Annotated in this window: 18 protein-coding genes and 1 pseudogene; 10 read left to right on the top strand and 9 right to left on the bottom strand. The window is 56.5% G+C overall.

Annotated features, from left to right (window positions below; genetic code table 11):
* Position 1 precedes the first annotated feature (1 nt).
* The 5 genes from D1823_RS19945 (at position 2) to D1823_RS19925 (ending at position 7,114) form a co-directional block, all read left to right on the top strand.
* A complete protein-coding gene (locus D1823_RS19945; protein ID WP_117873351.1) occupies positions 2-1,240 on the top strand; it encodes an FAD-binding oxidoreductase in 1,239 nt (412 codons plus the stop codon).
* A gap of 39 nt (positions 1,241-1,279) precedes the next feature.
* Positions 1,280-2,020, top strand: a complete 741-nt coding sequence (locus tag D1823_RS19940) for an aspartate/glutamate racemase family protein (protein WP_117873349.1) — start codon at positions 1,280-1,282, stop codon at positions 2,018-2,020.
* A 153-nt stretch (positions 2,021-2,173) separates the two neighbouring features.
* Positions 2,174-4,351, top strand: coding sequence for a Tex family protein (locus D1823_RS19935; RefSeq protein ID WP_117873347.1), 2,178 nt, complete (start codon positions 2,174-2,176; stop codon positions 4,349-4,351).
* A 172-nt stretch (positions 4,352-4,523) separates the two neighbouring features.
* Entirely contained in the window at positions 4,524-5,921 is a 1,398-nt protein-coding gene (locus D1823_RS19930; RefSeq protein WP_117873345.1) for a bifunctional enoyl-CoA hydratase/phosphate acetyltransferase, read from the top strand.
* Entirely contained in the window at positions 5,918-7,114 is a 1,197-nt protein-coding gene (locus tag D1823_RS19925; RefSeq protein ID WP_117873343.1) for an acetate/propionate family kinase, read from the top strand. Before D1823_RS19930 ends, D1823_RS19925 begins: the two co-directional genes overlap by 4 nt.
* A 4-nt stretch (positions 7,115-7,118) precedes the next feature.
* Here the strand turns inward: D1823_RS19925 and D1823_RS19920 are convergent, their stop codons facing one another.
* From D1823_RS19920 to D1823_RS19900, 5 genes are all read right to left on the bottom strand, one after another.
* Positions 7,119-7,886, bottom strand: a complete 768-nt coding sequence (locus tag D1823_RS19920; RefSeq protein ID WP_117873341.1) for a citryl-CoA lyase — start codon at positions 7,884-7,886, stop codon at positions 7,119-7,121.
* Entirely contained in the window at positions 7,883-9,067 is a 1,185-nt protein-coding gene (locus D1823_RS19915) for a CaiB/BaiF CoA-transferase family protein (RefSeq protein ID WP_117874049.1), read from the bottom strand. Before D1823_RS19915 ends, D1823_RS19920 begins: the two co-directional genes overlap by 4 nt.
* Positions 9,060-10,571, bottom strand: coding sequence for a tripartite tricarboxylate transporter permease (locus D1823_RS19910; RefSeq protein WP_117873339.1), 1,512 nt, complete (start codon positions 10,569-10,571; stop codon positions 9,060-9,062). The genes D1823_RS19915 and D1823_RS19910 overlap by 8 nt, the downstream gene beginning before the upstream one ends.
* 1 nt (position 10,572) lies before the next feature.
* Positions 10,573-11,055 carry a tripartite tricarboxylate transporter TctB family protein gene (locus D1823_RS19905; protein WP_117873337.1) on the bottom strand — a complete coding sequence of 161 codons (483 nt, stop codon included), beginning with the start codon at positions 11,053-11,055 and terminating at the stop codon, positions 10,573-10,575.
* A gap of 67 nt (positions 11,056-11,122) precedes the next feature.
* A complete protein-coding gene (locus D1823_RS19900) occupies positions 11,123-12,103 on the bottom strand; it encodes a tripartite tricarboxylate transporter substrate binding protein (protein WP_117873335.1) in 981 nt (326 codons plus the stop codon).
* Between the two features lie 108 nt (positions 12,104-12,211).
* Here D1823_RS19900 and D1823_RS19895 point away from each other — a divergent pair, with 108 nt between their 5' ends.
* From D1823_RS19895 to D1823_RS19885, 3 genes are read left to right on the top strand one after another with little or no spacing between them, the layout of a single operon-like run.
* Complete coding sequence (locus D1823_RS19895) at positions 12,212-12,880, top strand: response regulator transcription factor (protein ID WP_117873333.1); 669 nt, start codon at positions 12,212-12,214, stop codon at positions 12,878-12,880.
* A complete protein-coding gene (locus D1823_RS19890) occupies positions 12,870-14,237 on the top strand; it encodes a sensor histidine kinase (RefSeq protein ID WP_117874047.1) in 1,368 nt (455 codons plus the stop codon). Before D1823_RS19895 ends, D1823_RS19890 begins: the two co-directional genes overlap by 11 nt.
* Entirely contained in the window at positions 14,216-15,223 is a 1,008-nt protein-coding gene (locus D1823_RS19885; protein ID WP_117873331.1) for an ABC transporter substrate-binding protein, read from the top strand. Before D1823_RS19890 ends, D1823_RS19885 begins: the two co-directional genes overlap by 22 nt.
* 11 nt (positions 15,224-15,234) lie before the next feature.
* On the opposite strand, the gene D1823_RS19880 is transcribed toward D1823_RS19885, so the two are convergent.
* The 3 genes from D1823_RS19880 to D1823_RS19870 form a co-directional block, all read right to left on the bottom strand.
* Positions 15,235-16,551 (bottom strand): HlyD family type I secretion periplasmic adaptor subunit, encoded by a 1,317-nt coding sequence (locus tag D1823_RS19880; RefSeq protein WP_117873330.1) that lies wholly within the window; start codon positions 16,549-16,551, stop codon positions 15,235-15,237.
* The gene (locus D1823_RS19875) at positions 16,551-18,290 is read right to left on the bottom strand and encodes a type I secretion system permease/ATPase (protein ID WP_371415324.1); all 1,740 of its coding nucleotides are present in this window, start codon (positions 18,288-18,290) and stop codon (positions 16,551-16,553) included. The genes D1823_RS19880 and D1823_RS19875 overlap by 1 nt, the downstream gene beginning before the upstream one ends.
* 211 nt (positions 18,291-18,501) lie before the next feature.
* A complete protein-coding gene (locus D1823_RS19870; RefSeq protein ID WP_371415323.1) occupies positions 18,502-19,077 on the bottom strand; it encodes an AbrB family transcriptional regulator in 576 nt (191 codons plus the stop codon).
* 139 nt (positions 19,078-19,216) lie between these two features.
* On the opposite strand from D1823_RS19870, the gene D1823_RS19865 reads away from it, so the two are divergent.
* Together D1823_RS19865 and D1823_RS19860 are read left to right on the top strand one after the other, a co-directional pair.
* Positions 19,217-19,897: a GntR family transcriptional regulator gene (locus tag D1823_RS19865; protein WP_117874043.1), complete on the top strand. Its 681-nt coding sequence runs from the start codon at positions 19,217-19,219 to the stop codon at positions 19,895-19,897.
* Between the two features lie 373 nt (positions 19,898-20,270).
* A pseudogene (locus D1823_RS19860) lies at positions 20,271-20,390 on the top strand (IS3 family transposase); the annotation flags it as partial.
* Positions 20,391-20,496: 106 nt separating this feature from the next.
* Here D1823_RS19860 and D1823_RS19855 read toward each other — a convergent pair.
* Positions 20,497-23,412: a M10 family metallopeptidase C-terminal domain-containing protein gene (locus D1823_RS19855; protein WP_117873326.1), complete on the bottom strand. Its 2,916-nt coding sequence runs from the start codon at positions 23,410-23,412 to the stop codon at positions 20,497-20,499.
* Positions 23,413-23,452: the final 40 nt, after the last annotated feature.

Genomic DNA, 23,452 nt, shown 5'->3' with positions numbered 1-23,452 from the left:
CATGCCTGAACAAGTGACCATCATCGGCGCCGGGATCGTCGGCCTATGTTGTGCGCTCTCCTTGCAGGAGCGCGGTATTGCCGTGCGGCTGATCGACCGCGGAGAACCTGGGCAGGAGACATCGTTCGGCAATGCCGGTGTCGTCTCACCGTGGTCGGTGATCCCGCAGGCCACGCCCGGCATCTGGAAAACGATCCCTCGGATGCTGTTGGACCCGAAAAGCGCTTTGACCGTCAGGCTCTCGTTCTGGCCCAGGATGATACCCTGGGGCCTGAGGTTCCTGAAGAGTTCAAGCGTGAAATCCGTACGCAACATTTCGGACGCAATGGAGGTGCTGTGCCGTCCATCGATAGATCTGTACCGAAGACATCTGCAAAATACCGGGCACGAAGACCTTATTGTTGATTCCAACTATATCCACGCGTTTCGCAACCCGGATCAGGCTGACCTGAAAGATCTGGGATATCTGATCCGGCAGGAAAAAGGCGGACATCTTGAGCGGATCGACGGACCAGAATTGCGCCGGATCGAACCCGCGCTTTCCAGAGATTTCAACGCTGCGATCCTGATCAAGGGACAGGCGCGGGTTACGTCTCCCGGCCGGGTCGGTGCGGTTTTGGCCGACAAGGTCCGCCAACAAGGCGCCGAGTTCGTGCGGACAGAAGTCAAAGGATTAAAGCGCACGGAAGACGGACAATGGCATTTGACCTCGCCGGCCGGCACGATCCACGCCGACACTGTTGTGCTGGCCGCCGGGGTTTGGTCTGCCGAGTTGCTGAAACCCTTGGGTTTGCCCGTGCCACTGGTGGCCGAGCGTGGATACCATGTCCAATTCCCGACCCCCTCTGCCAGCCTGGAAAACTCGGTGATGGACGTGGACGCCAAGGTGGTGGCCAGTTCGATGCAGGACGGTTTGCGTGTGGCGGGTACGGCCGAATTCGGCGGCATCGACGCGCCGCCAGATCCACGCAAACAGTCCCTTCTGACCGCACAGGCCCGCGCAATGATGCCGGATCTGGACACCTCGGATACGCAGTTCTGGATGGGCCGACGCCCGTCTTTTCCTGACAGTTTGCCTGCGATCGGTCCGGTAGAGGGGCACAAGGGCCTGTTCACCGCTTTTGGTCATTCCCATTACGGTTTGATGATGGCCCCAAAAACCGGTGAGTTGGTGGCCGACCTGGTGTCAGGGCAACGCCTCAACATCCCGTTGGATTCATTCGCCTTGTCACGCTTTTAACTCGCGCCAGCCACCGTTTCGAAGAAGGATTACCCCATCATGCCGATCTACCAGGGTGGACAGAATATCTGCGGAGCCTCAATCGGGGTTTTGTGTCTGGAAAGCTATTTCCCCAAACCACCTGGGCATATCAAGAACCCTTCCAGCCTGCCGTTCCCGGTGCTGTACGAAATGATAGATGGCGTTACGGTGCCAACGCTGCTGAACAATCCGACGCCTGATTTGCTGAACCCCTTCATAAAAGGCGCGCAACGGCTTGAGGCTGAAGGCGTGCGCGCCATTACCGGAAGTTGCGGGTTTCTCGCCCTGTTCCAAAAAGAGTTGGCCGAGGCCGTATCGGTGCCTGTCTTCGCTTCGAGCCTGATACAGGTGCCGTTGGCCTTTCACATGTCCGGGGCCAGCGCGCCGGTCGGGGTGATTACAGCGGATTCATCGGCACTGACACAACGCCATTTCGAAGGCGTTGGGGCGGGGGGCGTTCCTGTTGCCGTGCAGGGCTTGCAGCACACCAGCGAGTTTGCCGAGGTCATCCTGCGCAACACGTGCACCCGCATGGACACAGATTTGATCGAGGCCGAAGTGTTGGATGCTGCGCATAGGCTGAAGCGCGATACGCCTGAAATACGCTCCGTGGTATTAGAATGCACGGATCTTCCCCCTTATGCAAAACGCATTCAGGAAGAACTGAGACTGCCTGTTTTTGACCTGACGACGCTAGCGCAAATGGCGCATACAGTAAGCGCGCGTACCGGGTACTGCGGGTTGATGCCTTGGAGTTGAGGCCGTCATACGCTGGTAGTGTCCAAGAAATGCCAAATAGCCGCAAAAACAGTGGCTACCTGCTGATACCTTTCGACGGACCGGTACAAGGGACTTTCCCTTGCTGAAGCGGCTGGTTAAGAAGCCACTCCACTGCCGTTTCAGGAGGCCCCTTTGGACCGTATCGCCCGCACCATAGCCACCGAGATCAATGCGCGTCCCGATCAGGTCGGTGCTGCGATCAATCTATTGGATGACGGTGCGACGGTTCCCTTTGTCGCCCGCTATCGGAAGGAAGCAACCGGTGGGTTGGACGATACCCAATTGCGTCTTCTGTCCGAGCGTTTGACCTATCTGCGTGAACTCGAGGCACGGCGCAAAACCATCCTGAATTCTATCAAAGATCAAGGGAAGCTAACCGAAGATCTGTGCAAATCGATAGCTCGGGCCGAAACCAAGGCACAGCTGGAAGACATCTATCTGCCTTACAAACCCAAACGGCGTACCAAGGCGATGATCGCGCGGGAAAACGGGCTGGAACCCCTGGTCGAAGCCATTCTGGCCGATCGCGATGCGGACCCGGACACACTGGCCGAGGCATACCTGAGCGAAGCCGTTGCCACCCCTCGAGACGCGCTGAACGGCGCGCGCGACATTCTGACCGAACGATTGACGGAAAATGCGACACTGCTGGGTGAATTGCGTATGTTCATGCAGCGCGAAGCGCAGCTCAGTGCCAGGGTTATCGACGGGAAGGAAAAGGAAGGCGCTAAGTTCAGCGATTACTTTGACCATTCCGAGCGTTGGGCGGATGTTCCATCGCACAGGGCGCTGGCAATGCTGCGGGCTTCAAAAGAGGGCATTGTTTCGCTTGATATCGCGCCGGAACCGGAATTTGGGGCTGCACGGGCCGAGACCATTGTTGCCGCACATTTGCAGACACGCGGCAATGGACCGGGTGATGCCTGGTTGCGCAAAGTTGCCGGGTGGACGTGGCGGGTCAAGCTTTCGCTGTCCATGATGGTCGAATTGATGGCCGATCTGCGCAGCCGGGCGCAGGACGAGGCAATTCAGGTCTTTTCGCGCAACCTCAAGGATTTGCTGTTTGCCGCGCCTGCAGGTGCCAGGGCTACTTTGGGTCTTGATCCCGGCATCCGCACTGGCGTGAAGGCGGCAGTGGTTGACGCAACGGGTAAGGTCGTCGCCACTGATACGTTCTATCCATTTCAACCAAAAAACGATCTGCGCGGGGCGCAGGCGACCATCCTCAATCTGATCTCGGCCCACCAGATCGAGTTGATCGCCATCGGGAACGGAACCGCGAGCCGAGAAACTGAACGGTTGGTTGCAGACACACTGAATTTGCTCCCCAAGACGGTAAAAGCGCCAACTAAGGTGGTAGTGTCCGAAGCTGGGGCCTCAGTCTATTCCGCGTCGGAACTGGCAGCACGAGAGTTTCCCGATCTGGATGTCTCGCTGCGCGGGGCGGTGTCCATCGCCCGGCGATTGCAGGATCCTTTGGCAGAACTGGTCAAAATCGAACCGAAATCCATCGGCGTGGGGCAATACCAGCATGACGTTGACCAGCACCGCCTGTCGCAATCCCTGGATTCTGCGATTGAGGATGTCGTGAACGCGGTCGGGGTTGACCTGAACACAGCCTCTGCACCTTTGCTTGCGCGTGTGTCGGGACTGGGCCCCGCGCAAGCCGAAGCCATCGTCGCCCATCGCGATCTGAACGGACCGTTCCAATCGCGCAAAGACCTGTTGTCCGTCGCAGGCTTGGGTCCGCGGGCCTTTGAACAGTGCGCCGGGTTTCTTCGCATAAGGGACGGCGCTGAACCGCTTGATGCGTCGTCGGTGCACCCCGAAGCCTATGAAGTCGCCCGCCGCGTCGTGTCGGCCTGCGGTCGGGATATCAGGCACATCATGGGCCATGAAGAGTCCTTGAAAGGGTTGCGGGCACAACAATTCGTAACCGAAGATTTCGGCCTGCCCACTGTTCTGGATATCTTTGCCGAGCTTGAGAAACCCGGACGGGATCCCCGGCCCAGTTTTGTCACGGCCAGTTTCGCGGATGGCATCGAAGAGATAACCGATCTGAAGCCCGGAATGGTTCTTGAGGGCACCGTGACAAACGTGGCGGCCTTTGGGGCCTTTGTGGATGTGGGCGTTCATCAGGACGGGCTGGTTCATGTCAGCCAGCTGGCGGACCGCTTCGTCAAGGACCCGTATGAGGTCGTCAAGGCCGGGCAAGTTGTGAAAGTGCGCGTTGTCGAGGTGGATGTGCCCAGAAAGCGTATCGGTCTTTCGATGCGCAAACAGGGCGGCGGCGGAAAGCAGCGCGCCTGATCTGCAATCTGCACATTATCCGGGTGTAACGACATGAAGGCGTTACCCACCGGAAATAGCGTGCAGACCGATACGGGCAGCCAGTATGCATTGTTTTCATTGAGCGCTGAACTGGGTATCAGCAAGAGAGTTCACAGCGCCGCCAAATGGATCGAAACAGAAACTATAGTTCATGCAGTACCACAACAAGCCTTACGACAAGCTTCAGGTCGGCGATACCGCCGAGTTGGTCCGCACTTGTTCGGTCGACGATTTCTATGTGTTCGCCAACAATTCGGGCAATCACAATCCTCTCCATCTAGCCAGTGAAGACGGCGACGGCGACCACACCAAAGAAGCGGTTGCACCTGCAATGTTCGTGGGAGCCCTGATCTCGGCAGTCTTGGGGAACGTTCTGCCGGGGGCAGGGACGCTTTACAAATCGCAGCGGTTTGACTTTGTTGGAAGGGCGCATGCAGGTGATGAGCTGGTATCCAAAGTCACCGTTTTGGAAAAGCGACCAAACCGGGAGGTTGTCTTTGACACGGTCGTTACGCGCCCATCGGACGGAGCCGTGATCGTCAGCGGGCAGGCCGTCGTGATCGCGCCGGAGAAAGAGATGGTGTTTGCCGAATTGGATTTGCCTGGGCTGGTGGTGAAACGTCATCGTCATTTTGATGCCATGCTGGAAAAGGTACGCCCGCTGCCGCCTATGCCTACTGCTGTTGTGGCTCCGGAAGAGCCCAATGCCCTGAGTGGAGCCTTGTTGGCCGCCCATGAGACGATCATCACACCCATTCTGATCGGTGACCCGGACAAAATCGCCAACGCTGCCGCCGAAATCGGAGCGTCGTTGGAAGGGATTGAAATCATACCGCAAAGTGATCATTTCAGCGCGGCCAACACGGCGGTCGATCTTGTTGCGGAAGGTCGAGCAAAGGCGCTGATGAAAGGGCATCTGCATACGGACGAACTGTTAAAAGCCGCGCTCAGGCGCGAGAATGGCCTGCGCACCGGTCGCCGCTTTACGCATGTCTTTGTCATGGATGTGCCCGGACAACCCAGACCACTCTTGGTGACAGACGCGGCGATCAATATCGAACCGGATCTGGAAACCAAGATTGACATTGTCCAGAACGCAATCGATTTGGCCTTGTCGCTGGGGATCGAAAGTCCCAGGGCAGGTATTCTTTCTGCAATCGAAACCGTCAATCCGGCGATCCGATCTTCCGTCGATGCGGCCCTGCTGTCGAAAATGGCGGAACGCGGCCAGATTACGGGTGGGTTGGTCGACGGCCCTCTGGCCATGGACAATGCGGTCAGCCTTGCTGCTGCCCGGTCCAAGGCGATCGTGTCTGATGTTGCCGGCAAAACGGATATTCTGGTGGTGCCCAATCTGGACGCCGGGAACATGATGGCCAAGCAACTGACCTATATCGCCAATGCAGAAGGGGCCGGTGTGGTCATGGGGGCCAAAGCGCCCATCATTTTGACCAGCCGTGCCGATGACGACAAGGCTCGACTTGCATCCTGCGCCGTGGCAGCCCTGCACGACTCCTTCTCACTTTCACGCACCGGAGCACCCACATGACACATGTCGTGACACTGAACGCTGGATCGTCTTCGATGAAATTTGGCTTGTTTGAACTAACCGAAGACGATCCAATCATGGTTTGCACCGGTGCGGTCGAGAACATTGGTGAACAGGAACCGCTTGTTAAAGCAAAGTCTTCCGACGGAAGTGTCCTTGCCAGCGGCACCGCCGGAGAAATCAGTGATCACGCCTCGGCCCTGGACTGGGTTTTGAACCTGCTGGCCCGCTCTTTTCCTAACTGCGACGTAACTGCGGTAGGGCATCGTGTTGTCCACGGTGGACCTGACATTGACGCACCTGTGCCGCTGACCAAGGCTTCCATTCAAACGCTGGACAAGCTGTCTCCGTTTGCGCCTTTGCATCAGCCGCACAATCTGGCCGGGGCCAGGGCGGCGATGGAACGTTTTCCAAACGCGGTTCAGATTGCCTGTTTCGATACGGCCTTTCACCGAAATCACCCTTGGGAGAACGACGTATTCGCCTTGCCGCGCGAGTATTACGACAAAGGTGTTCGACGCTATGGCTTTCACGGGCTCAGCTATGAATACATATCGGATCACATGGCAAAAACAGCGCCGCTTCTGCACGAAGGACGCGTGGTCGTGGCCCATCTGGGCAATGGTGCATCAATGTGTGCGATGATCGGAGGGCGATCAGTGGGCTCGACCATGGGGTTTTCAGCCCTCGACGGGCTGCCGATGGGTACACGCTGTGGTCAACTGGATCCCGGAGTGGTCCTGTATCTGATGGACCAGGAAGGGCTGAGCGCTGACGAAATCTCAGACCTATTGTTCCGGAAGTCCGGGTTGTTGGGCCTGTCCGGGTTGTCCAACGATATGCGCACCCTGGAAAAGGCGGACACACGCGAAAGCCGTCAGGCGATCAGCTATTTCACTTTCCGTATTCGGCGCGAGCTTGGGGCAATGGCGGCCATTCTCGGCGGAATCGATGCCTTGGTATTCACCGGTGGGATCGGGGAAAACTCGCGTCTGGTGCGTGACCGGGTTTGCTCGGGGATGGGATGGCTGGGCATCGAGCTGAATCCTGACGCAAATGCGGACAATGACCGGATCATTTCAACTGACCTGTCACGCGTCGTGGTCATGACAATCCCGACCAATGAAGAACTGGTTATTGCCCGTGCAGCGGCAGATCTGTTGGCCAAACGTCCTCGGCTCAGAACTGCCTAGCGACCTACGTTTCGGTGTACGTCCAGCGATAGGCAGGCGGGGTCGGTCCCTTGTTCCGGCCTCCCTGCTGCATCTGTTCCCACGCATGGGCTAGAATGCCAACAGATCGGGACAGGCAGAAGAGACCGCGCGCCAGCGGCGGTGCAAAGCCAAGCTCGGCGTAGATAACCGCTGTGGCCCCATCAATGTTCATCGGAACGGGTTTCCCCTTGCGCCGTGCCAGTTCTGCCTCAATATCTTGCCCGATCCGCATAAAGTGACCATTGCAAGCCCCGTTTTTCACGGCCTCTGAAACCAATGCCATCAGGCGCGGTGCACGGGGATCAGTTGGGGTGTGGAACCGGTGGCCAAAGCCAGGCAAAATCTTTCCTTCGCTCTCTATCCACTCATCCAGCGCCTGCTCCAAACGGCCAGGATGTTGCGCCACGAAATGGTACAGGGCAACGGCCTGCTCGCCAGCGCCACCATGAATATCCCCCAACATGTTCACGGCACTGGCCATCGCGTTGTTGAGAGGCAGCCCACAGGTCACGGCCATGCGCGCCGTCGCGATGGAAGGCGCCTGAGGTCCATGGTCCACGGCGGCGACCAACGCGGCCTCGAACAACCGGGCCTGCGCGCCAGATGGTCGGTCGCCCCGTACCATGAACCAGATCATTTCCGCGAAGCTGAGATGCCCTATCAGATTCTGGATCGGCTCCCCTCGCAGGTCGATCCGGCCCGGTTCCATATCGATGATGGAAGTCGTCCACCAATCGGACACATCGCTCATATGATGCCTTCCTTGCTCAAGGCGTCAATTTCCGCGCAGGATAGCCCAATTTCAGACCAGATCGCACTATTGTCCGCCCCGAGCTGTGGTGGTGCGGTGCGCGGCATTTGCCGTAATCCATTCAATACAACAGGGCTTCCCGCAAGTTTCATGTCTTCACCCTGCACCTGCAAAGACCCGATCAGGCCGCGACCAGCAAGTTGTTCGTCATCAAGCGCCTCGGGCACGGTCAATACCTGCCCCGCTGGCACTCCAATTGCGTTGAGTTCGCGTACCCAGTCCGATGCCGCTCTGGTCCGCAGGGTTTCCTCCAGCGCCTCACGCAGGGCGTGGCGATTGCGCTTACGGTCTTCGCGTGTTTCGTAGTCCGGGTGATCCAGCAGGTCTTTGCGGTCCAAATTACGGGCCAGTGCCTGCCACTGCTCGTCGCGGTTGGCGGCAATGTTGATGAGGCCATCAGAGGTTTCAAATGTTCCTGACGGCGCTGACGTGGTGTTTTCGTTGCCATGAGCTTCCGGAGTGACACCACCCACCAGATAGTTCGATACGACCCAACCCATTGTCGAGATCACAGCCTCGGACATCGCCACATCCAGATAGGTTCCCCGAGGATCAGCGTTCAGGGCAGCAGAAACCGCGAACGCGGCCGTCATCCCCCCGACCGTATCCGCCAATGGATAACCAACGCGATAGGGCGCAGTGTCTGGTCCTCCGGTGACGGACATCACGCCACTGATACCCTGCACGATCTGGTCATATGCCGGATCGCCTCGGCGGGGACCATCCTGTCCGAACCCGCTAATGGCGCAGTAAATCAGGTTGGGGTTCACATCGCGCAAGACGCCATATCCAAGTCCAAGCCGATCCATCACACCGGGGCGAAAGTTCTCCACCAAAACATCCGCGGTCTGGACAAGCCGCTTCAGCAGCACTTTGCCCTCTTCTGTTTTCATGTTGAGCGTGATGGACTTTTTTTCAGCATTTTGCGCCAGAAAACTGACGCCCATACCGGCCTTGTTTCTGGCAGGATCAGCTCCCAGGACGCGGGCAAGGTCGCCGCCATCAGGGCGCTCGACCTTGATCACTTCAGCGCCCATAAGCGCCAGTTGATAACAGCAATACGGACCCGCGAGGACATTCGTCAGATCGAGAACCCGTATTCCTGCCAGCGGCTCAGTCACCTTCGGCAACCCCTGCTGCCCGAGCCCGTGCGCGGCGCGCGCGGTAGCTGGGAAGAAGCACCAATAGCGCTGCAATAACCAGAAGACCCAGCGTCATTGGACGCTCCCAGATGAAGGCGATGCCGTCATAAAGCTGCATCGACCGGGCGAAGTTATCTTCCATCATGCCACCAAGGATGAAGCCAATCAGCAGCGGCGCAAGCGGGTAGTCAGCAAACTTCAACGCCGTGGCGCAAACACCGAAGCCGACGAGTATCAAAAGTTCAGTCGCGTTGTTCTGCCCGATATAGGCCCCCATAAGGGTGAAGAAAAGAATGAAGGGGATCAGGTAAGTGCGCGGAACCGAGAGAACCTTGGCAATATATGGGATCAGCGGCAGGTTCAGGATCAGCAGGACAAGGTTGCCGATGAACATTGACATAATCACGGCCCAGAAAATCTGTGGCTCGTCCAGCATCAGGCGTGGGCCAGGTGTCACGTTCAAGGCAATCAAAGCGCCAAGCAGAATTGCGGTGGTGCCAGACCCCGGAATGCCCAGCGTCAGCAGCGGCACGAAAGAACCGGTACATGCCGCATTGTTGGCCGTTTCGGGCGCTGCCAGACCCTTTATTGACCCTTTGCCGAATTCTTCCTGTTCCTCTTTAGGGGCGATGTTGCGCTCGACCGCGTAGCCGAGGAAGCTGGCAATCGTTGCGCCTGCGCCGGGAAGAACCCCGATGAAGAACCCCTGTACCGATTGACGGCCGATCACAGGCGCGATGGCCTTGGCTTCACTGCCTGTGATGCGCAGGTCTTTGATCTCGCCGTCATCTCCCTGAAGATCCTTTGGTTTGAGCACCAGAAACAGCGCTTCGGGCAAGGCGAACATGGCCATGGCAAGCGTGATGAAGCCAAAGCCCGATTGCAGGTCCATGATACCCATGGTGAAACGCGGCAAGTTGAACAATGCGCCTTCACCAACTGTTGCCATGATCAACCCAACAAGCGTCATGATGACCGCCTTGGCCACTTGACCAGTACCTGCGAAGGCTGCGATTGCGGACAGGCCCACGACCATGAGCGCGAAATACTCGGCCGAGTGGAACAACAGCGCCACCGAAGACAGAGCAGGGGCAAAGACCATCAACAAAATGGCCCCGATCGTACCGCCGGCAAAACTTGCAATAGCAGCAATTGTCAACGCCTTGCCTGCTTTGCCCTGGCGGGCCATTGGGTAGCCGTCAAAGCTGGAAGCCACGGTCCCCGCGACCCCCGGCGCATTAAGAAGGATAGAAGACGTCGAACCGCCAAAGATGGCGCCGTAATACACACCGGCAAGCAAGATCAGCGCTGCGGACGGGTCGCCCATGGAAATCGCGACCGGGATCATGATGGCGATGATCGACATCGGCCCAAGACCCGGAAGCATGCCGATGAAAGTACCGATCAGGCACCCTGCGATGACCATCAGCAGGTTCTGAATTGAGAAGGCCGTTTGCAGGCCGATCAGTAGTCCTTCGAGCATGTCAGCCTCCGAAAATGCCCGGCAATGGGCGCATGTAGATGCCAAGAACTTCCTGAACCAGATACCAGACCGAGCCGGTGGCGATCAGCGCGACGAGCAGCATGACGTGCCATTTCCGCTCACCCAGAATGAAAGACCCGAGGATCAGAAAGGCCGAAGTCGAGATCAGAAACCCGACGGGGCGCAGGCAAAGCGCGTAGACGACCATCAAGGCCAGTAGCATAAGCGCCTGATCAAGATGGTATTCTCCCAACCGCCGATAATCGATATCGGCTTCCTTTGGTTCCGTCTTTTCAAAGCCCAGCAAAATGATCGTGGTGGTGATGATACCCAGAACCGACAGCACTTTGGGGAACGTACTGGGCCAAATTGGGTTTCTCTGCATGAAAGGGGGCAGACCGCCATCCATCGTGAACCAGGCGGCGTAGCCATATGTCAAACACACACCCAGAAGAATGAGTGCGATCCAGCGATCCAGCGCCATGAGACCCCCTCCCTGCTCTTGTTCGTGAGGAGGCAGAGCGGTCTACCCGCTCTGCCTGAATAAGGGCTTAGAGGAAGCCCAGCTTTTTCATCAGATCGCCGATTTGCTGTTCCTGCTGCTCCAGGAACGACTGGAAGTCAGCGCCCGAGTTGTGGATGTTGACCCAACCATTGCGTGCACGAACCTCTTCCCATTCCGGGGTGTCATACATCTTGGCAATCGCTTCCTGGTAGGCAGCCAGCTTGTCTTCAGGCAGACCGGGGGCCGCGAAAAAGCCGCGCCAATTCACAAACGTGGTATCAATACCCTGTTCCTTCATCGTCATCGCGTCAGGAGCCGCATCAACGCGTTCCTCGGACGTCACGCCGATAATCTTGACTTCACCCGCGTTTGCCAAATCGACCGCTTCCGAAAAACCGGTGGACAGGGCTGCGATCTCACCCGACAGCAGGGCCGCCATGGCTTTGCCGCCCGCATCATAGGGGATGTACTTCACTCCAAGCGCATCTTTACCCGCTGCTTCCATCACCATGGCGGCGACCAGATGGTCCATGCCGCCGGGAACAGAGCCGCCACCGATCGCAGTGCCGCTTGGGTCGGCATCAAAAGCGGCAAGCAAGTCTTCCATCGAGTTGATTGGACTGTCTTTGCCCACGACGATCGCGGCATAGTCACCGATAGTGCCCGAAACCAGCGTCAGATCGCGGAAGTTGTGAGGGAATACACCGGTCAATGAGCGGATCACGATTGGCGTGGAGTTCACCATCAGCGTGCCATGGTTGCTGTCAGCATTTTCGATCAGGAACCCAATGGCTTTGCCGCCGCCGCCACCCGACATGTTTTCGTATGACGCCGTGCCTACGAGACCCGCTTTTGTCAGCGCTTCGCCCGTGCCGCGCGCGGTACCGTCCCAGCCGCCACCGGCACCACCGGGGATCAGAAAGTGGATGCTGTCCACGACCTGTTCTTCAGCCAGAGATGGCCCGGCCAGACCAAAAGCAGCCACAGCTGCGATCAGGGCGCGACGGCCCAGTGTGAATGTCGTCATTATGTCCTCCCATTTGACAACCGGCCGCATAGCGGCACAGATTGGGTAGAACAAAAACACATCAACCTGACATCAACCTGTCACGAGCGAAAATATAGCAAAAACCCCATGAAATTCCTGCTTGTGGAAGACAATATTGATCTGGCAAATGCCATCTGTTCCCGCATGAGGTTGGACGGCCATGTGGTTGATCACGCGTCTAAACTGGATGAGGCGACCGCTTTTGCAGAAACACAGGAATACGACCTTATCCTGCTGGATATCATGTTACCGGATGGGGACGGCCGCGATTTTCTGAAACGGCATCGTGCAGGCCATCTGGACACCCCTGTGATCATTTTGACGGCACGCAGCCAGGTCTCGGATCGAATCGGCTCTCTGGATCTGGGGGCCGACGATTACGTCACCAAGCCTTTCGATCATGCCGAGCTTGAGGCTCGCTGCCGCGCCGTCCTGCGCCGCAAATCCGGGAATGCCAGGACTACGATAGAAGTGGGTGGCATAGTCTTTGACCCTTTGGCAGGTCATCTGACTGTCGGAGATGAGACTGTTTCGTTGCGCAACCGTGAACTGCGCCTTCTGGAACTGTTCATCAGTGCGCCGGGACAGGTGTTTTCGAAACAAAAGCTCACGGACCGGCTTTTTTCTTATGATGACGACGTCTCGGACAATGCCATCGAGGTTTACGTTGGCCGCCTTCGCAAACATCTTGAACCTTCGGACCTGAAGATCACCACGCTCCGCGGTCTTGGATACAGGCTGGATCATGCCTCCTGATCCTCATGTGTCAGGATCGCTTCGGAACAGGTTGGTTCTGACTTTGATTGGTGGTGCCGCGATCCTTGCGTTTCTTCTGTTTGTTGCGGTTCGCAACTATGCCGCACAGGTCGCGCAACAAGGACAAGACAACATCCTCGGGGCGTCGGTCACGTCAATTCTGGACGCGGCCGCCTTGCGCGACGGTCAGTTGGAGGTTGATATTCCCTACGCAGCCTTCGCAATGCTAAGCACGCCATCCGATGACCGGGTTTTCTATGCGATTTTTCAGGATGGCGTGTTTCTGTCCGGATACGAAGATCTGCCGCCGATCACTGGGCAATTCGACAGCAAGTGGAGCTTTCGATCCAGTCAGATACGGGGTGAAACTATCCGTCAAGTCAGCGCGCGACGGACCCTTGTGGGCCTGAACAAACAATCCGTCATCGAGGTCGCATTGGGCCAAACACAGGATGCGCTTGCGGAAACCCTGGACCAGATTTCACGCAACGCAGCGGTATTGGGCATCAGTTTTTTTGCCCTTGCCGCAGCACTGTCGTTTTGGGCAACTTCATCCACTATCGGCCAATTGAACAGGCTTACGACTTCTGTCACGCGGCGCGGCCCGCAGGACCTGAGCCCGTTTAAAAAACCCGTACCCCGCGAAATGGCTCCGTTGGTGGCGTCGTTGAACTCATTGATGGGGCGACTGGATCAGTCGCTGAGCCAATCGGAAGACTTTATCGCCGAGGCTGCTCATCGGGTACGTACCCCTCTGGCAACAGTCCGATCTTACGCCGATGCCACCTTGCAGAGGGTCGAAAAGGAAGAAAACCGAGAAGCTTTGCGCTCAATGGTGCGGGCCATTGATGAAAGTTCGCGCGCGGCGGGGCAATTGCTGGACCACGCGATGATCACGTTCCGTGCCGATCATCTGGAGCGCGAAGACATTGATCTCAACGCTTTGGTCCATGATCTGGTGCAACGCCTGACGCCAATAGCCGAGATGAAGGACTTGTCACTTTCCCTGAGCGGCGATCCAAAGGTTTCCTATTCAGGTGACCCCATTCTTATTCAAAACGCTGTGCGAAACATGATCGACAATGCTCTGAAATATGCTCCTGCGGACAGTTTTGTCCGCATAGAGGTTGTTTCAGAACCACACATTCAGATAATCGTCAAAGACCGTGGGTCGGGGTTTCACCCAAACGAAATCGATACGCTGACACGCCGCTTTGAACGCGGGCAGAACGCAAGCGGTACCATCGGATCGGGATTGGGCCTTACAATCGTTCAGGACGTCGCAACTGCCCATGGCGGCACACTGGAACTGGCCAATCGGCAAGGGGGCGGCGCTTGCGTAATTTTATCGCTTTGATTTTCTTCAGTCTTCCTGTCGTTGCTGTCGCCCAGATCTGGGAGGACAGGCAGGTTTTCAACGCCTCGACGGATGAGGTGCGTCTTCGCGTCATCTCAAGCACGGACACCTTTCTGTTCAAGCCATTGATCGCCGATTTTATCGAAGAAAACCCCGGTATCTCTGTTGAATACATGGTGACAGGCACCGCGGATATTGACCGAATAGTCCGTGCCGCGCCCGAAGAATTTGATGTCGTAATCTCCAGTGCGATGGATCTGCAACTGAAGCTGGCAAACGACGGATTTGGGCGCATCATTGACGACATATCACTGCCATCCTGGGCGCAATGGCATCAAAGCCTTTTCGCTTTCACCTCTGAACCCGCGACCGTAATGGTCAATCGGGCGGCCTTTGCCGGTGGCCACATCCCAGAGACCCGGCAACAACTGATTGAAATCCTTCGTATGCACCCCGATGATTTTCGGGGCCGAGTAGGTACCTATGATATCCGTCAATCCGGTCTGGGTTACCTGTTCGCAACACAGGATGCCCGTGCGTCTGAGACCTATTGGCGGCTCATGGAGGTAATGGGTGGATTGGACGTGCGCCTGTACTGTTGTTCGGCAGATATGATTGATGACCTCGTCAATGGAGAGATTGCGGTGGCTTACAATGTTCTGGGCAGCTATGCCGAAGCCCGCGCCGGAAGCAAGGACACCGTGGAAATCATCCTGCCATCAGATTTTCAGACAACCATGATGCGTACAGCGATGGTATTGAATGGCACCCCTCAACCGGACGCTGCCACGTCTTTTCTCAAACATCTGACCTCCAACCAAACCGAGCGGGTAGGCGACCGCGTTACCTTGCCACCCTTGGCAACACACGAGACTGGCACTGACCGCGAAACGATTGGGCTGGACCCGGCCCTCATGACATTTCTGGACAAGCTGAAACGCCGCCGTTTTCTGGCTGAATGGGAAAACGCGGTTATCCAGCGATAACCGCGTCCGCATCACTCGCGAAAAGCGCGATTGAAGTAGTCCGCCATTGGTTTCACAAGGTAGGACAACGGTGTGCGTTCATCGGTCTTGATCAGTGTCTCAACCGGCATGCCCGGCAATAGTTCCTGACCATTGAGCCGGTCGATCTCACCGTCATTCAGCACTACTTCGGCGCGGTAAAAGGTGAAACCAGACTGTTCATCCGTGAACGTGTCCGCTGAGACGTTGTTGACCTGTCCCTCAAGTTCGGGCGTTTCGCGTTGATTGAACGCCGGGAACCGCAGGGCAACGGGCTGCCCAACATGCAATTGATCCACATGGATTGCATCGACCCGCGCAGCAACCAGTAGCGGCGTGTCCTGCGGAACCACATACATCATAGGTTCGCCCGGCTGAATGACGGATTGCAATGCAAAGACCTGACTGCCGTAGACAGTTCCACTGACAGGCGCACGGATTTCCAGCCTGGTCAAACGCTCTGCTAAGGACAGGCGTCGCTCCCACAGTTCCGCTACCTGTGCCTGAGCGTCCCGCAAAGTGGTAATTGCTTCTTCCCGTCGGGTCGCGGTCAGTTCGACAATCTGAATCTCGGTAGACGCAATCTGTCCCTTCAGTCGCGCGACAGCCGCTTCCAACTTGCCGATTTCACCTGTAAGGCTGGCCTCTTCCCGTTGCAGCGCCAGAACCCGGCTGTTCTGCGTCAAACCCCTGCTCAACAGGCTTTGCTGATCTTCCAACTCCGCCTCAATCAACTCGGTCTGGCGGCGCAATGAGACCAACTGAGCCTGTGTGCCTTCAATCTCGCTTTCGATCTGAACCAGCTGTTTGCGCAGCTGCTCATCCTGCTTGGACAGAGTTTCCAGGCGGGCGTCAAACAGGTTCTGTTGTCCCTCAATCAGGTCGGGATCAATGTTGTTTTCTTTTTGAACCTCGGCCAGGCGTGCCGCCAAGTCTTCGGATGTCAAACCGTCCCGTTCGGCCTCAAGCCGGGCACGGCGGGCCAGCAGATCAAAGAGTTGAGACTCTACAATAGTCTGTTCCGACGACATAAACGTGTCATCCAACCGCAAAAGCAAATCGCCCGAGGCGACTCCATCACCGTCGCGCACGAAAATCTCGCCAACCACGCCGCCGTCTGGATGTTCAACGACCTGACGATTGCTCTGCACTTCGATTACACCCGGAGAAACAATTGCTCCGGCCAGCCGCGTTTTCACGGACCAAAGCCCCAATCCGCCAACCAGAATGCCAAGGGCAAGAAATCCTACAAACGCAGGAGTTTTGATGCCCCAGACTGGCAGCGGCTTTTTAGTAGATTTTTTCGCCATTATTCACCTACGGGGCTGAGCTTGCGCTTAATCGCGCCCGCATTCTGGACCATTGCGTTCAGAACCTCATCGCGACTGCCGAACCTGACCACTTGGCCTTTTTCGACGACGGCCAGATCGTCACATTCCGAAATGGCCTGCGGGCGATGCGTCATGATGATGGCGCCTTTTCCTGCCGCCTTGAGGCCACGCACGGCCGCATTCAAGGCTTCGGTGCCGTCTGCGTCCAGGGCCGAGTTCGGCTCGTCAAGAATGAGCAAGACCGGATCGCCATATAGCGCGCGGGCTAACGCTATGCGCTGTTTCTGACCCCCCGACAACTGACTGTCATTGCCCTCAAGGAATGTGCCATAGCCTTTTTCCAATGACAGGATCAGTTCGTGTGCATTGGCCTTTTTGGCCGCCGCAACCACCGCCTCGGAATCCGGGTTTTCCGACATCCGCGCAATGTTCTCAGCAACGGTTCCGTTAAACAGAGTGACCTGCTGCGGCAAGTACCCGATATGGCTGCCCAGATCGTTTGGATCGTATTGGTCCAAAGTGGCGCCGCCCAACCGGATCTCGCCGGCTGCGGGCCTCCAAAGCCCAAGTAATGCCTTGGCTAGGGTCGTCTTGCCCGATCCGCTTTTTCCGATGACACCAAGCGCCTTTCCCGGTTCCAGTTTCAAGTTCACATTCCGCAACGTTGGCGCAGAAGCGCCCGGAGGGATTACTGTCAGGGATTTGGCTTCCAGTTGCGACTTGGGGATCGGCAAACGTATCCGCTGTTCTTCCGGCGGTGTCTGGTCCAGAAACCGGGTCAGAGAGATCCAGGACGTGCGTGCCCGTTCGATCAATCCCCATTGGCCGACAGCCTGCTCGACCGGTGCCAAGGCACGCCCCAAAAGGATCGAGCCTGCAATCATCGCACCCGGAGTCATTTCGTTTTGCAGAACCAGCCACGCGCCCAGAGCCAGCATGGCCGATTGAAGAAATAGCCGAAGCGATTTAGTCAGCGACGTGAAGCTACCGGTCCAGTCACTGGCAGAAATGCTTTGACGCAAAGCATCCGTACGCTGGTTCAACCACCGCTTGGTGACGTCCGCCTGCATTCCCTGGGAACGCACAACTTCCGCCGCTTGCCGCGCCTGCTCAGAGAAAGCGTTCGCTCGTGCCGCTGCTGATTGCGCAGCGGCCACCTTTCGGCTGGTCAGGGCCTGGTTAAGCAGTGCAATCATTACCAGTAGCAAGCCGCTTGCAACTGCCAACCAGCCAAGCAGTGGATGAAACAGGAAAATTGCCCCGAGGAAAACGGGCGTCCACGGAATATCCATCACTGCAAGCAATACGGGCGAAGAACACAAGGTACGAATGGCCTCCAGATCTCGCAGTGCGGTCGCCGGAGCTGATCGCACCTGAGGCACCAGGGATCGCCGCAATGTGGCTTCGAAAACGCGTTCATCCAGTTGCGACTGGAACCGGGCGCCAAAGCGGGCAACGATGCGACCACGCGCATAATCGAGCATAGCCATCAGCGCATAAAGCAATGCGACGAGCAAAAACAGTGCGGTCAGAGTTTCAACCGCTCGCGAGCCAAGAACCCGGTCATATACCTGCAACATGAACAGGGGACCTGTGAGCATGAGCAGATTAACGAAGATGCTGAACAAAAACGCCAAGGCCAGAAAGGCGATGCCCTGATTGCGCACTTTGCGCAATTCATGGCGAGGGGCCGCTGATACGCGGTGTTGAGGTTTCACAGTTTTAAATCCACATCATTCCGGAAGGCAACGCCGCATTTAGAAAGTTAGTTCAGCGTTGCCAAGTTTGCACATGTTTTTTTGAGCAAGAAACCGCAGACCATGCACAGGAAAGGGCACTTTTTGGCCAATGCCAAAAAGAATGTCATAACATTTGTGTTTTGCGCCACTATCGCATCAAAGCTCTGGGGTCGATGCCTAAAGGACCTGACTATTTCCGCGGATTGGACCAACGCAAGATTAGGTTGGCGGCGATGGGTGCGCCGATGATGACCAGCACGATCCGTGTCAGGTGATGAGTGATGACAAAGCCTAGATCAGCGCCCGAAACAATTGCCAGAACCGTCATCTCGGCCTGCCCCCCCCCCGGAGCGAAAGCAAGAAAAGCTTCGACGGGGCTTCCCAACTCAAGAGTTGTAACTACGGCAGTGAATCCTGCGGCCAGAATGGCCAGCACAACAACATAGGCAACGATCCGGCGCAATTCACCCCAAGTCACGCCGACAAACTTTACTCCAATAGCGCAACCGATGAAAAACTGCGCGATCAGGACAATGAAGGCGGGGACCAACATGATCGATGCGGCCATCTTGGGCAAATTGACGAATAGCGCTGGCGTGATCGATGCACCAACTGCAACGCCCAAGATCGTCCTGGCTGCGACGGAAACCTGCCCAAACCCGTTCATCGGCGCCTGGGCCAGTGCGGCGATCAGGCAAGCGGCCATGGGGCCGAACAAGAACGGTAGCGGAAGACCCAATATCCAAAAGACTGCTGTGCCAAGCACTGCAATTCCAAAAATCACCTACCTTTTCACAAGGCGGGAAAGGGGTTCTTTGAAACGGGAAAAACTTGAATTCCGTTGCCATTGACCCATAATGTATTCTTTTGTATGCGACTGGATGCAAAATGCAAGTATGAGCATGATGATCTACCAGGACGACGCGAAACAGCCGGGCCCACAAGGCAATACCGTGTATCAGCGGCTGCTGGATGAGATTCGCGAAGGCGCGCTTTTGCCCAGCGATCGCTTGAGAGAAATAGACCTGTCTGAACGGCTGGGCGTCAGCCGAACTCCTGTTCGCGAAGCGATCCGACAGCTTGAGGCTGATGGGCTTGTCACGCATGTGCCGAGACAGGGCGCATCGGTCCGAAGCCTGAGTTATGCCGAAGTGATGGAGCTCTATGAGATGCGCGCCGTGCTTGAAGGTACTGCGGCCCGCCTGGCGGCCCGAGCTGCGTCAGATGTCGAATTGGACGAGCTGGAGGTTCTGAACGACCGACTTGCCAAAGCAGGTACCGGGCCGGAAGCTGCCCGGATCAACCGGGTGTTTCACGCCACGCTGTTGGATGCGGCCAAAAACCGGTTTCTGACGAAATCCATGCTTTCATTGCAAAAGGCGCTGCTGTTTCTTGGACCGTCACAACTGTTGGACAATGAGCGGGCGGATGCCGCAGTCGCTGAACATCGGTGCATTATGACAGCCCTCAAATCTCGCGACAGCGCAGCGGCCGAGATGGAAATGCGAGCACATATTGAGGCTGCCCAGAGGATGCGCATTCGCGCCCTTCAAAAACGCGACCGCACAACCGATCAAGGTCAATAGGACAAACGTAAATAATACCTCCTCACAAAGATGCTTAGAACATCACTGTGATCGGTGGTGGCAATTCTCATCACACCCGACATTTTCACTGCATTCATTCAAGCCTCTCGGACCTTTTGATCGGGACATACGGCGAAGTCGAACACATGCCTAAGCCGCAAGCCGCCATTCTGCGAATTTTCTCAGTGGACTTGCGTAACCTTCACTTGTCTGGGGCTCGAGGTCGTCGAAACAGCGCAATGTTCGCCCGCAAACGGCGAAACAAGAAACCTTTGGCGACGCCGGGGAAATCATGGCCGGTTCGATCTTGGGGCAGGGCACGATGAGGGATGCAGTTGCCAATGCGGTGCTGATTTGGCTGCGACCCTAGCCGACCCGAACAACTGCCAAATTGGCAATCTTCGAATACATCAATGGCGTCTACAACCCACGTCGACGGCACTCAGCAATAGGTTGGAAAAGCCCAGCCGCCTTCGAACGGAAAGTGGTCTAACCGAGCACTTGGGGCCGCACTAACATGCGACACGTCCACTGTGAACTACGCCGGAAAAGGCACCGTCAGTCTAACTGAACGGGCCGCTTCCAGCGCCAAAGTTTTTCTAAACCCAGAAGCTGTCTTCGTCCAAAAGGGGCATAAGTGTCGGACTGGTCTCGTCGTCCTCGATGTCCATGTTTCCACTCGACAAGGCGGCCAAGGGGTCTTCGGAAACAGGGAGCACCGTATCCTGAGCCTGATGCAAGCTTACCAGCGTGTAGTCGTCTTCTGCGTCTTCGTGACCGCCAAGATCGGCGACGAACTTCAGATAATCGACCGTTTCATCCCAATCAGACATTCCCAATTTTTCTTCGCCCGTCGGTGTGTTCTGATCGGCTGCCGCAACTCGAGCGAGTTTGGGCAGTCCGTTTCCGACTGTCCCACTGCCGTCGATATCAAAGCCATAGAAGGTTTCGACTGCCGCCACGTCAGCGATGGTGTTGGAACCGACATATACACCATTGGAATCCGTGACCCATTCCCCATAGGACCCATCCGAATTCTTCCACAACACCCTGTAGCCGCCGCCCGAAGCTTCGGCCTGAATGGCCTGCCAGCCAGGGAAACTGTTCGGCCCGACAGTGGCGTTGTTGAATGTCAAAGTCGTGGTGCCGTCAATCAGATATTCACCCTGGGTTGACGCCCCCAGCGTTGTCCCGCCGTTGGATTCAATGTTGATCGTTCCATGACCCGTCAGCCCGTCATTGTTCAGGTCAACGCCATAGAAGACCTCGACATCCGCAACATTGTCGATTGTTGCACTGCTCTGGAATTCACCAGCCGCGTTCGTAGTCCATTCTCCGTAAGACCCGTCGGAATTCTTCCACAGCACCCGATAACCGCCGCCAGAAGCCTCGGCCTGAAGCGCCTGCCAGCCGGGGAAGCTGCCAGGACCGGCAATAACCTGATTGAGCTTCAAGTCGATGTTGCCGCCAATTACATATGCGCCATTGGTTGACCATCCCAGCGTCGTGGAACCGTTGGACTCGATGCTGGTCGTGATATGACCGATTTGTGCATCATTGTTCAGGTTGGCGCCATAGAAGACCTCGACATCTCGAACGTCGTCTATGGTGCTGCTGCTGACAAAGCGACCACTGGCATCGGCCACCCATTCCCCAAACGTGCCGTCCGTATTCTTCCATAGCACCCTGTAGCCGCCGCCAGAAGCCTCAGCCTGAATGGCCTGCCAGCCGGGGAAACTGCCCGGGCCGGCCTTGGCACCGTTGAGCGTCAGTTCAATGGTGCCGTTAATAAAATACGAACCCAGACTTGACGAAACGAGTGTCGTGGAGCCATTGGATTCAAGCGTGACCGTACCGTGACCCGTCAGCCCGTCATTGTTCAAATCAGCGCCATAGAAGGCCTCAACATCTGCCACATTGCCGATGCTGCTGCTGCTGAGGAACTGACCATTGGAGTTGACGGTCCATTCCCCATATGTCCCATCCACGTTTTTCCACAGCACTTTGTAACCGCCGCCCGAAGCCTCGGCCTGAATGGCCTGCCAGCCGGCAATCGTGTTTTGACCAACAGCCTGACCATTAAAAATCAGCGTCACGTTCGAGCTGCCTGCATCCAGTACGTAAATGCCCTGAGTTGCGTGTTTCAATGTCGTGCCGGCTGTCTCGATATTCGAGAGTTGCATGGCCGTTTCGATGTTCGAACGGCTATACGCCTGTGATCCATTCAGGAATTGAATGGCCTCGACATCATCTTCCACCGTAAAGGTGATACGCGACACGGCATCGATAAATTCGTATTTCGTGCCGTTTTTGATGAACAGATAGCTGCTGATGGCGCTGACAAATCGGACTGTGTCAGTACCGCTTCCTCCGGAAAACGAGCCGGCATTGTTGGTCACAATGGCCCAATCATCCCCTTGGCCACCGAAAACCTGGTCAGCGCCGGAACCGTTCGCCAGATGAATAGTGTCATTCCCCAAGCCACCATAAATGGTGTTGTTGTTGGTTCCGTCAGAGACTGAATAGATTTTATCGTGACCATGGTTGCCATTCAGGACATTCTGGGCAGTATTCCCGACAATCACGTCATCACCGGTCCCTCCGGTCGCGTTTTCGATCACAACGCCATGAGCGATTGTAAAGCCGCCCTTTATTCCCGCGGCGTAAGACACAACGCCGCCGCCGGTATCGGAATAATCCAGTGTTGCCGCCCGAAGATCGATCCACGCAGTCGAACTACCAACATGCTGGATCGTATCATTTCCACCTGTATCCCAAATAGACTGATAGCCGGTTCCCGCAACGTTTGCTGAGGGGAGCGTGTAGGTGTTGTTGGCAGAATTGTGCGTAGTATTCGCGCCATACATCGCCTGCAACGCAGCAATGTCCAAAGCGCCAAGACCCGTTGAACCACCATAAGTCGCGTTGACCGAGAGAATTCCGTTCTGTTCGGTCCAGCCGTCATTATACGACATCACCGTGTAGACACCCTGATTCAGGTTGCCGGTCCCGAAAGAGTCAAATGGCGATGTGACACCATCCATTACGGTTGTTCCCAAACCGGTGTCGTGGGGGTGACCCAACCCAAGCGCATGACCCAACTCATGAAGCAAGGTAGTAAAGAAAAACCCGCCCGGATCCCCATTGCCATTTGATCCGGCACTCCAGTAAGCGGTATTGAAAGCTCCTACGGAGGGACTACTTGATGGCGTATAGTGGTAGCCAAGCGTTCTGGGATCTGAAAAAAAGCTTGTGGGCGCAATAACCTCAACCAAGTCGGCTGAAGCACTGCCAGACTCGACAAAGCTCACATTTGCCACGGCCTCGATAGCAGAGAGAGCGGCTCGGAATTCTGCCTTGTATTCCGCAGTCCACGCTTGTGTGCCCGCGTATTGTTCGAAGTGATAAGAAATTGTAGTGATCGAAGGATTGCCGTCAACGTAGGCAACATAACCTTGTATCGAGCTGAGCGGAGAAGAAGCGGAAGGTCTTGGTATTATAGTCGTAGTAGCCATTGCTCAGCCCTGTACCTCGGAAGATTAGATTGCACTCGGA

The sequence above is a fragment of the Ruegeria sp. AD91A genome (genome assembly GCF_003443535.1).
Taxonomy (GTDB): domain Bacteria; phylum Pseudomonadota; class Alphaproteobacteria; order Rhodobacterales; family Rhodobacteraceae; genus Ruegeria.
This window is presented reverse-complemented; position numbering and strand designations above follow the sequence as displayed.

Coding starts and splice junctions, on each gene's coding strand:
- D1823_RS19945 (WP_117873351.1), top strand. CDS start 2: ATGCCTGAACAAGTGACCATCATCGGCGCCGGGATCGTCGGCCTATGT.
- D1823_RS19940 (WP_117873349.1), top strand. CDS start 1,280: ATGCCGATCTACCAGGGTGGACAGAATATCTGCGGAGCCTCAATCGGG.
- D1823_RS19930 (WP_117873345.1), top strand. CDS start 4,524: ATGCAGTACCACAACAAGCCTTACGACAAGCTTCAGGTCGGCGATACC.
- D1823_RS19925 (WP_117873343.1), top strand. CDS start 5,918: ATGACACATGTCGTGACACTGAACGCTGGATCGTCTTCGATGAAATTT.
- D1823_RS19920 (WP_117873341.1), bottom strand. CDS start 7,886: ATGAGCGATGTGTCCGATTGGTGGACGACTTCCATCATCGATATGGAA.
- D1823_RS19910 (WP_117873339.1), bottom strand. CDS start 10,571: ATGCTCGAAGGACTACTGATCGGCCTGCAAACGGCCTTCTCAATTCAG.
- D1823_RS19905 (WP_117873337.1), bottom strand. CDS start 11,055: ATGGCGCTGGATCGCTGGATCGCACTCATTCTTCTGGGTGTGTGTTTG.
- D1823_RS19900 (WP_117873335.1), bottom strand. CDS start 12,103: ATGACGACATTCACACTGGGCCGTCGCGCCCTGATCGCAGCTGTGGCT.
- D1823_RS19895 (WP_117873333.1), top strand. CDS start 12,212: ATGAAATTCCTGCTTGTGGAAGACAATATTGATCTGGCAAATGCCATC.
- D1823_RS19890 (WP_117874047.1), top strand. CDS start 12,870: ATGCCTCCTGATCCTCATGTGTCAGGATCGCTTCGGAACAGGTTGGTT.
- D1823_RS19880 (WP_117873330.1), bottom strand. CDS start 16,551: ATGGCGAAAAAATCTACTAAAAAGCCGCTGCCAGTCTGGGGCATCAAA.
- D1823_RS19865 (WP_117874043.1), top strand. CDS start 19,217: ATGATCTACCAGGACGACGCGAAACAGCCGGGCCCACAAGGCAATACC.
- D1823_RS19855 (WP_117873326.1), bottom strand. CDS start 23,412: ATGGCTACTACGACTATAATACCAAGACCTTCCGCTTCTTCTCCGCTC.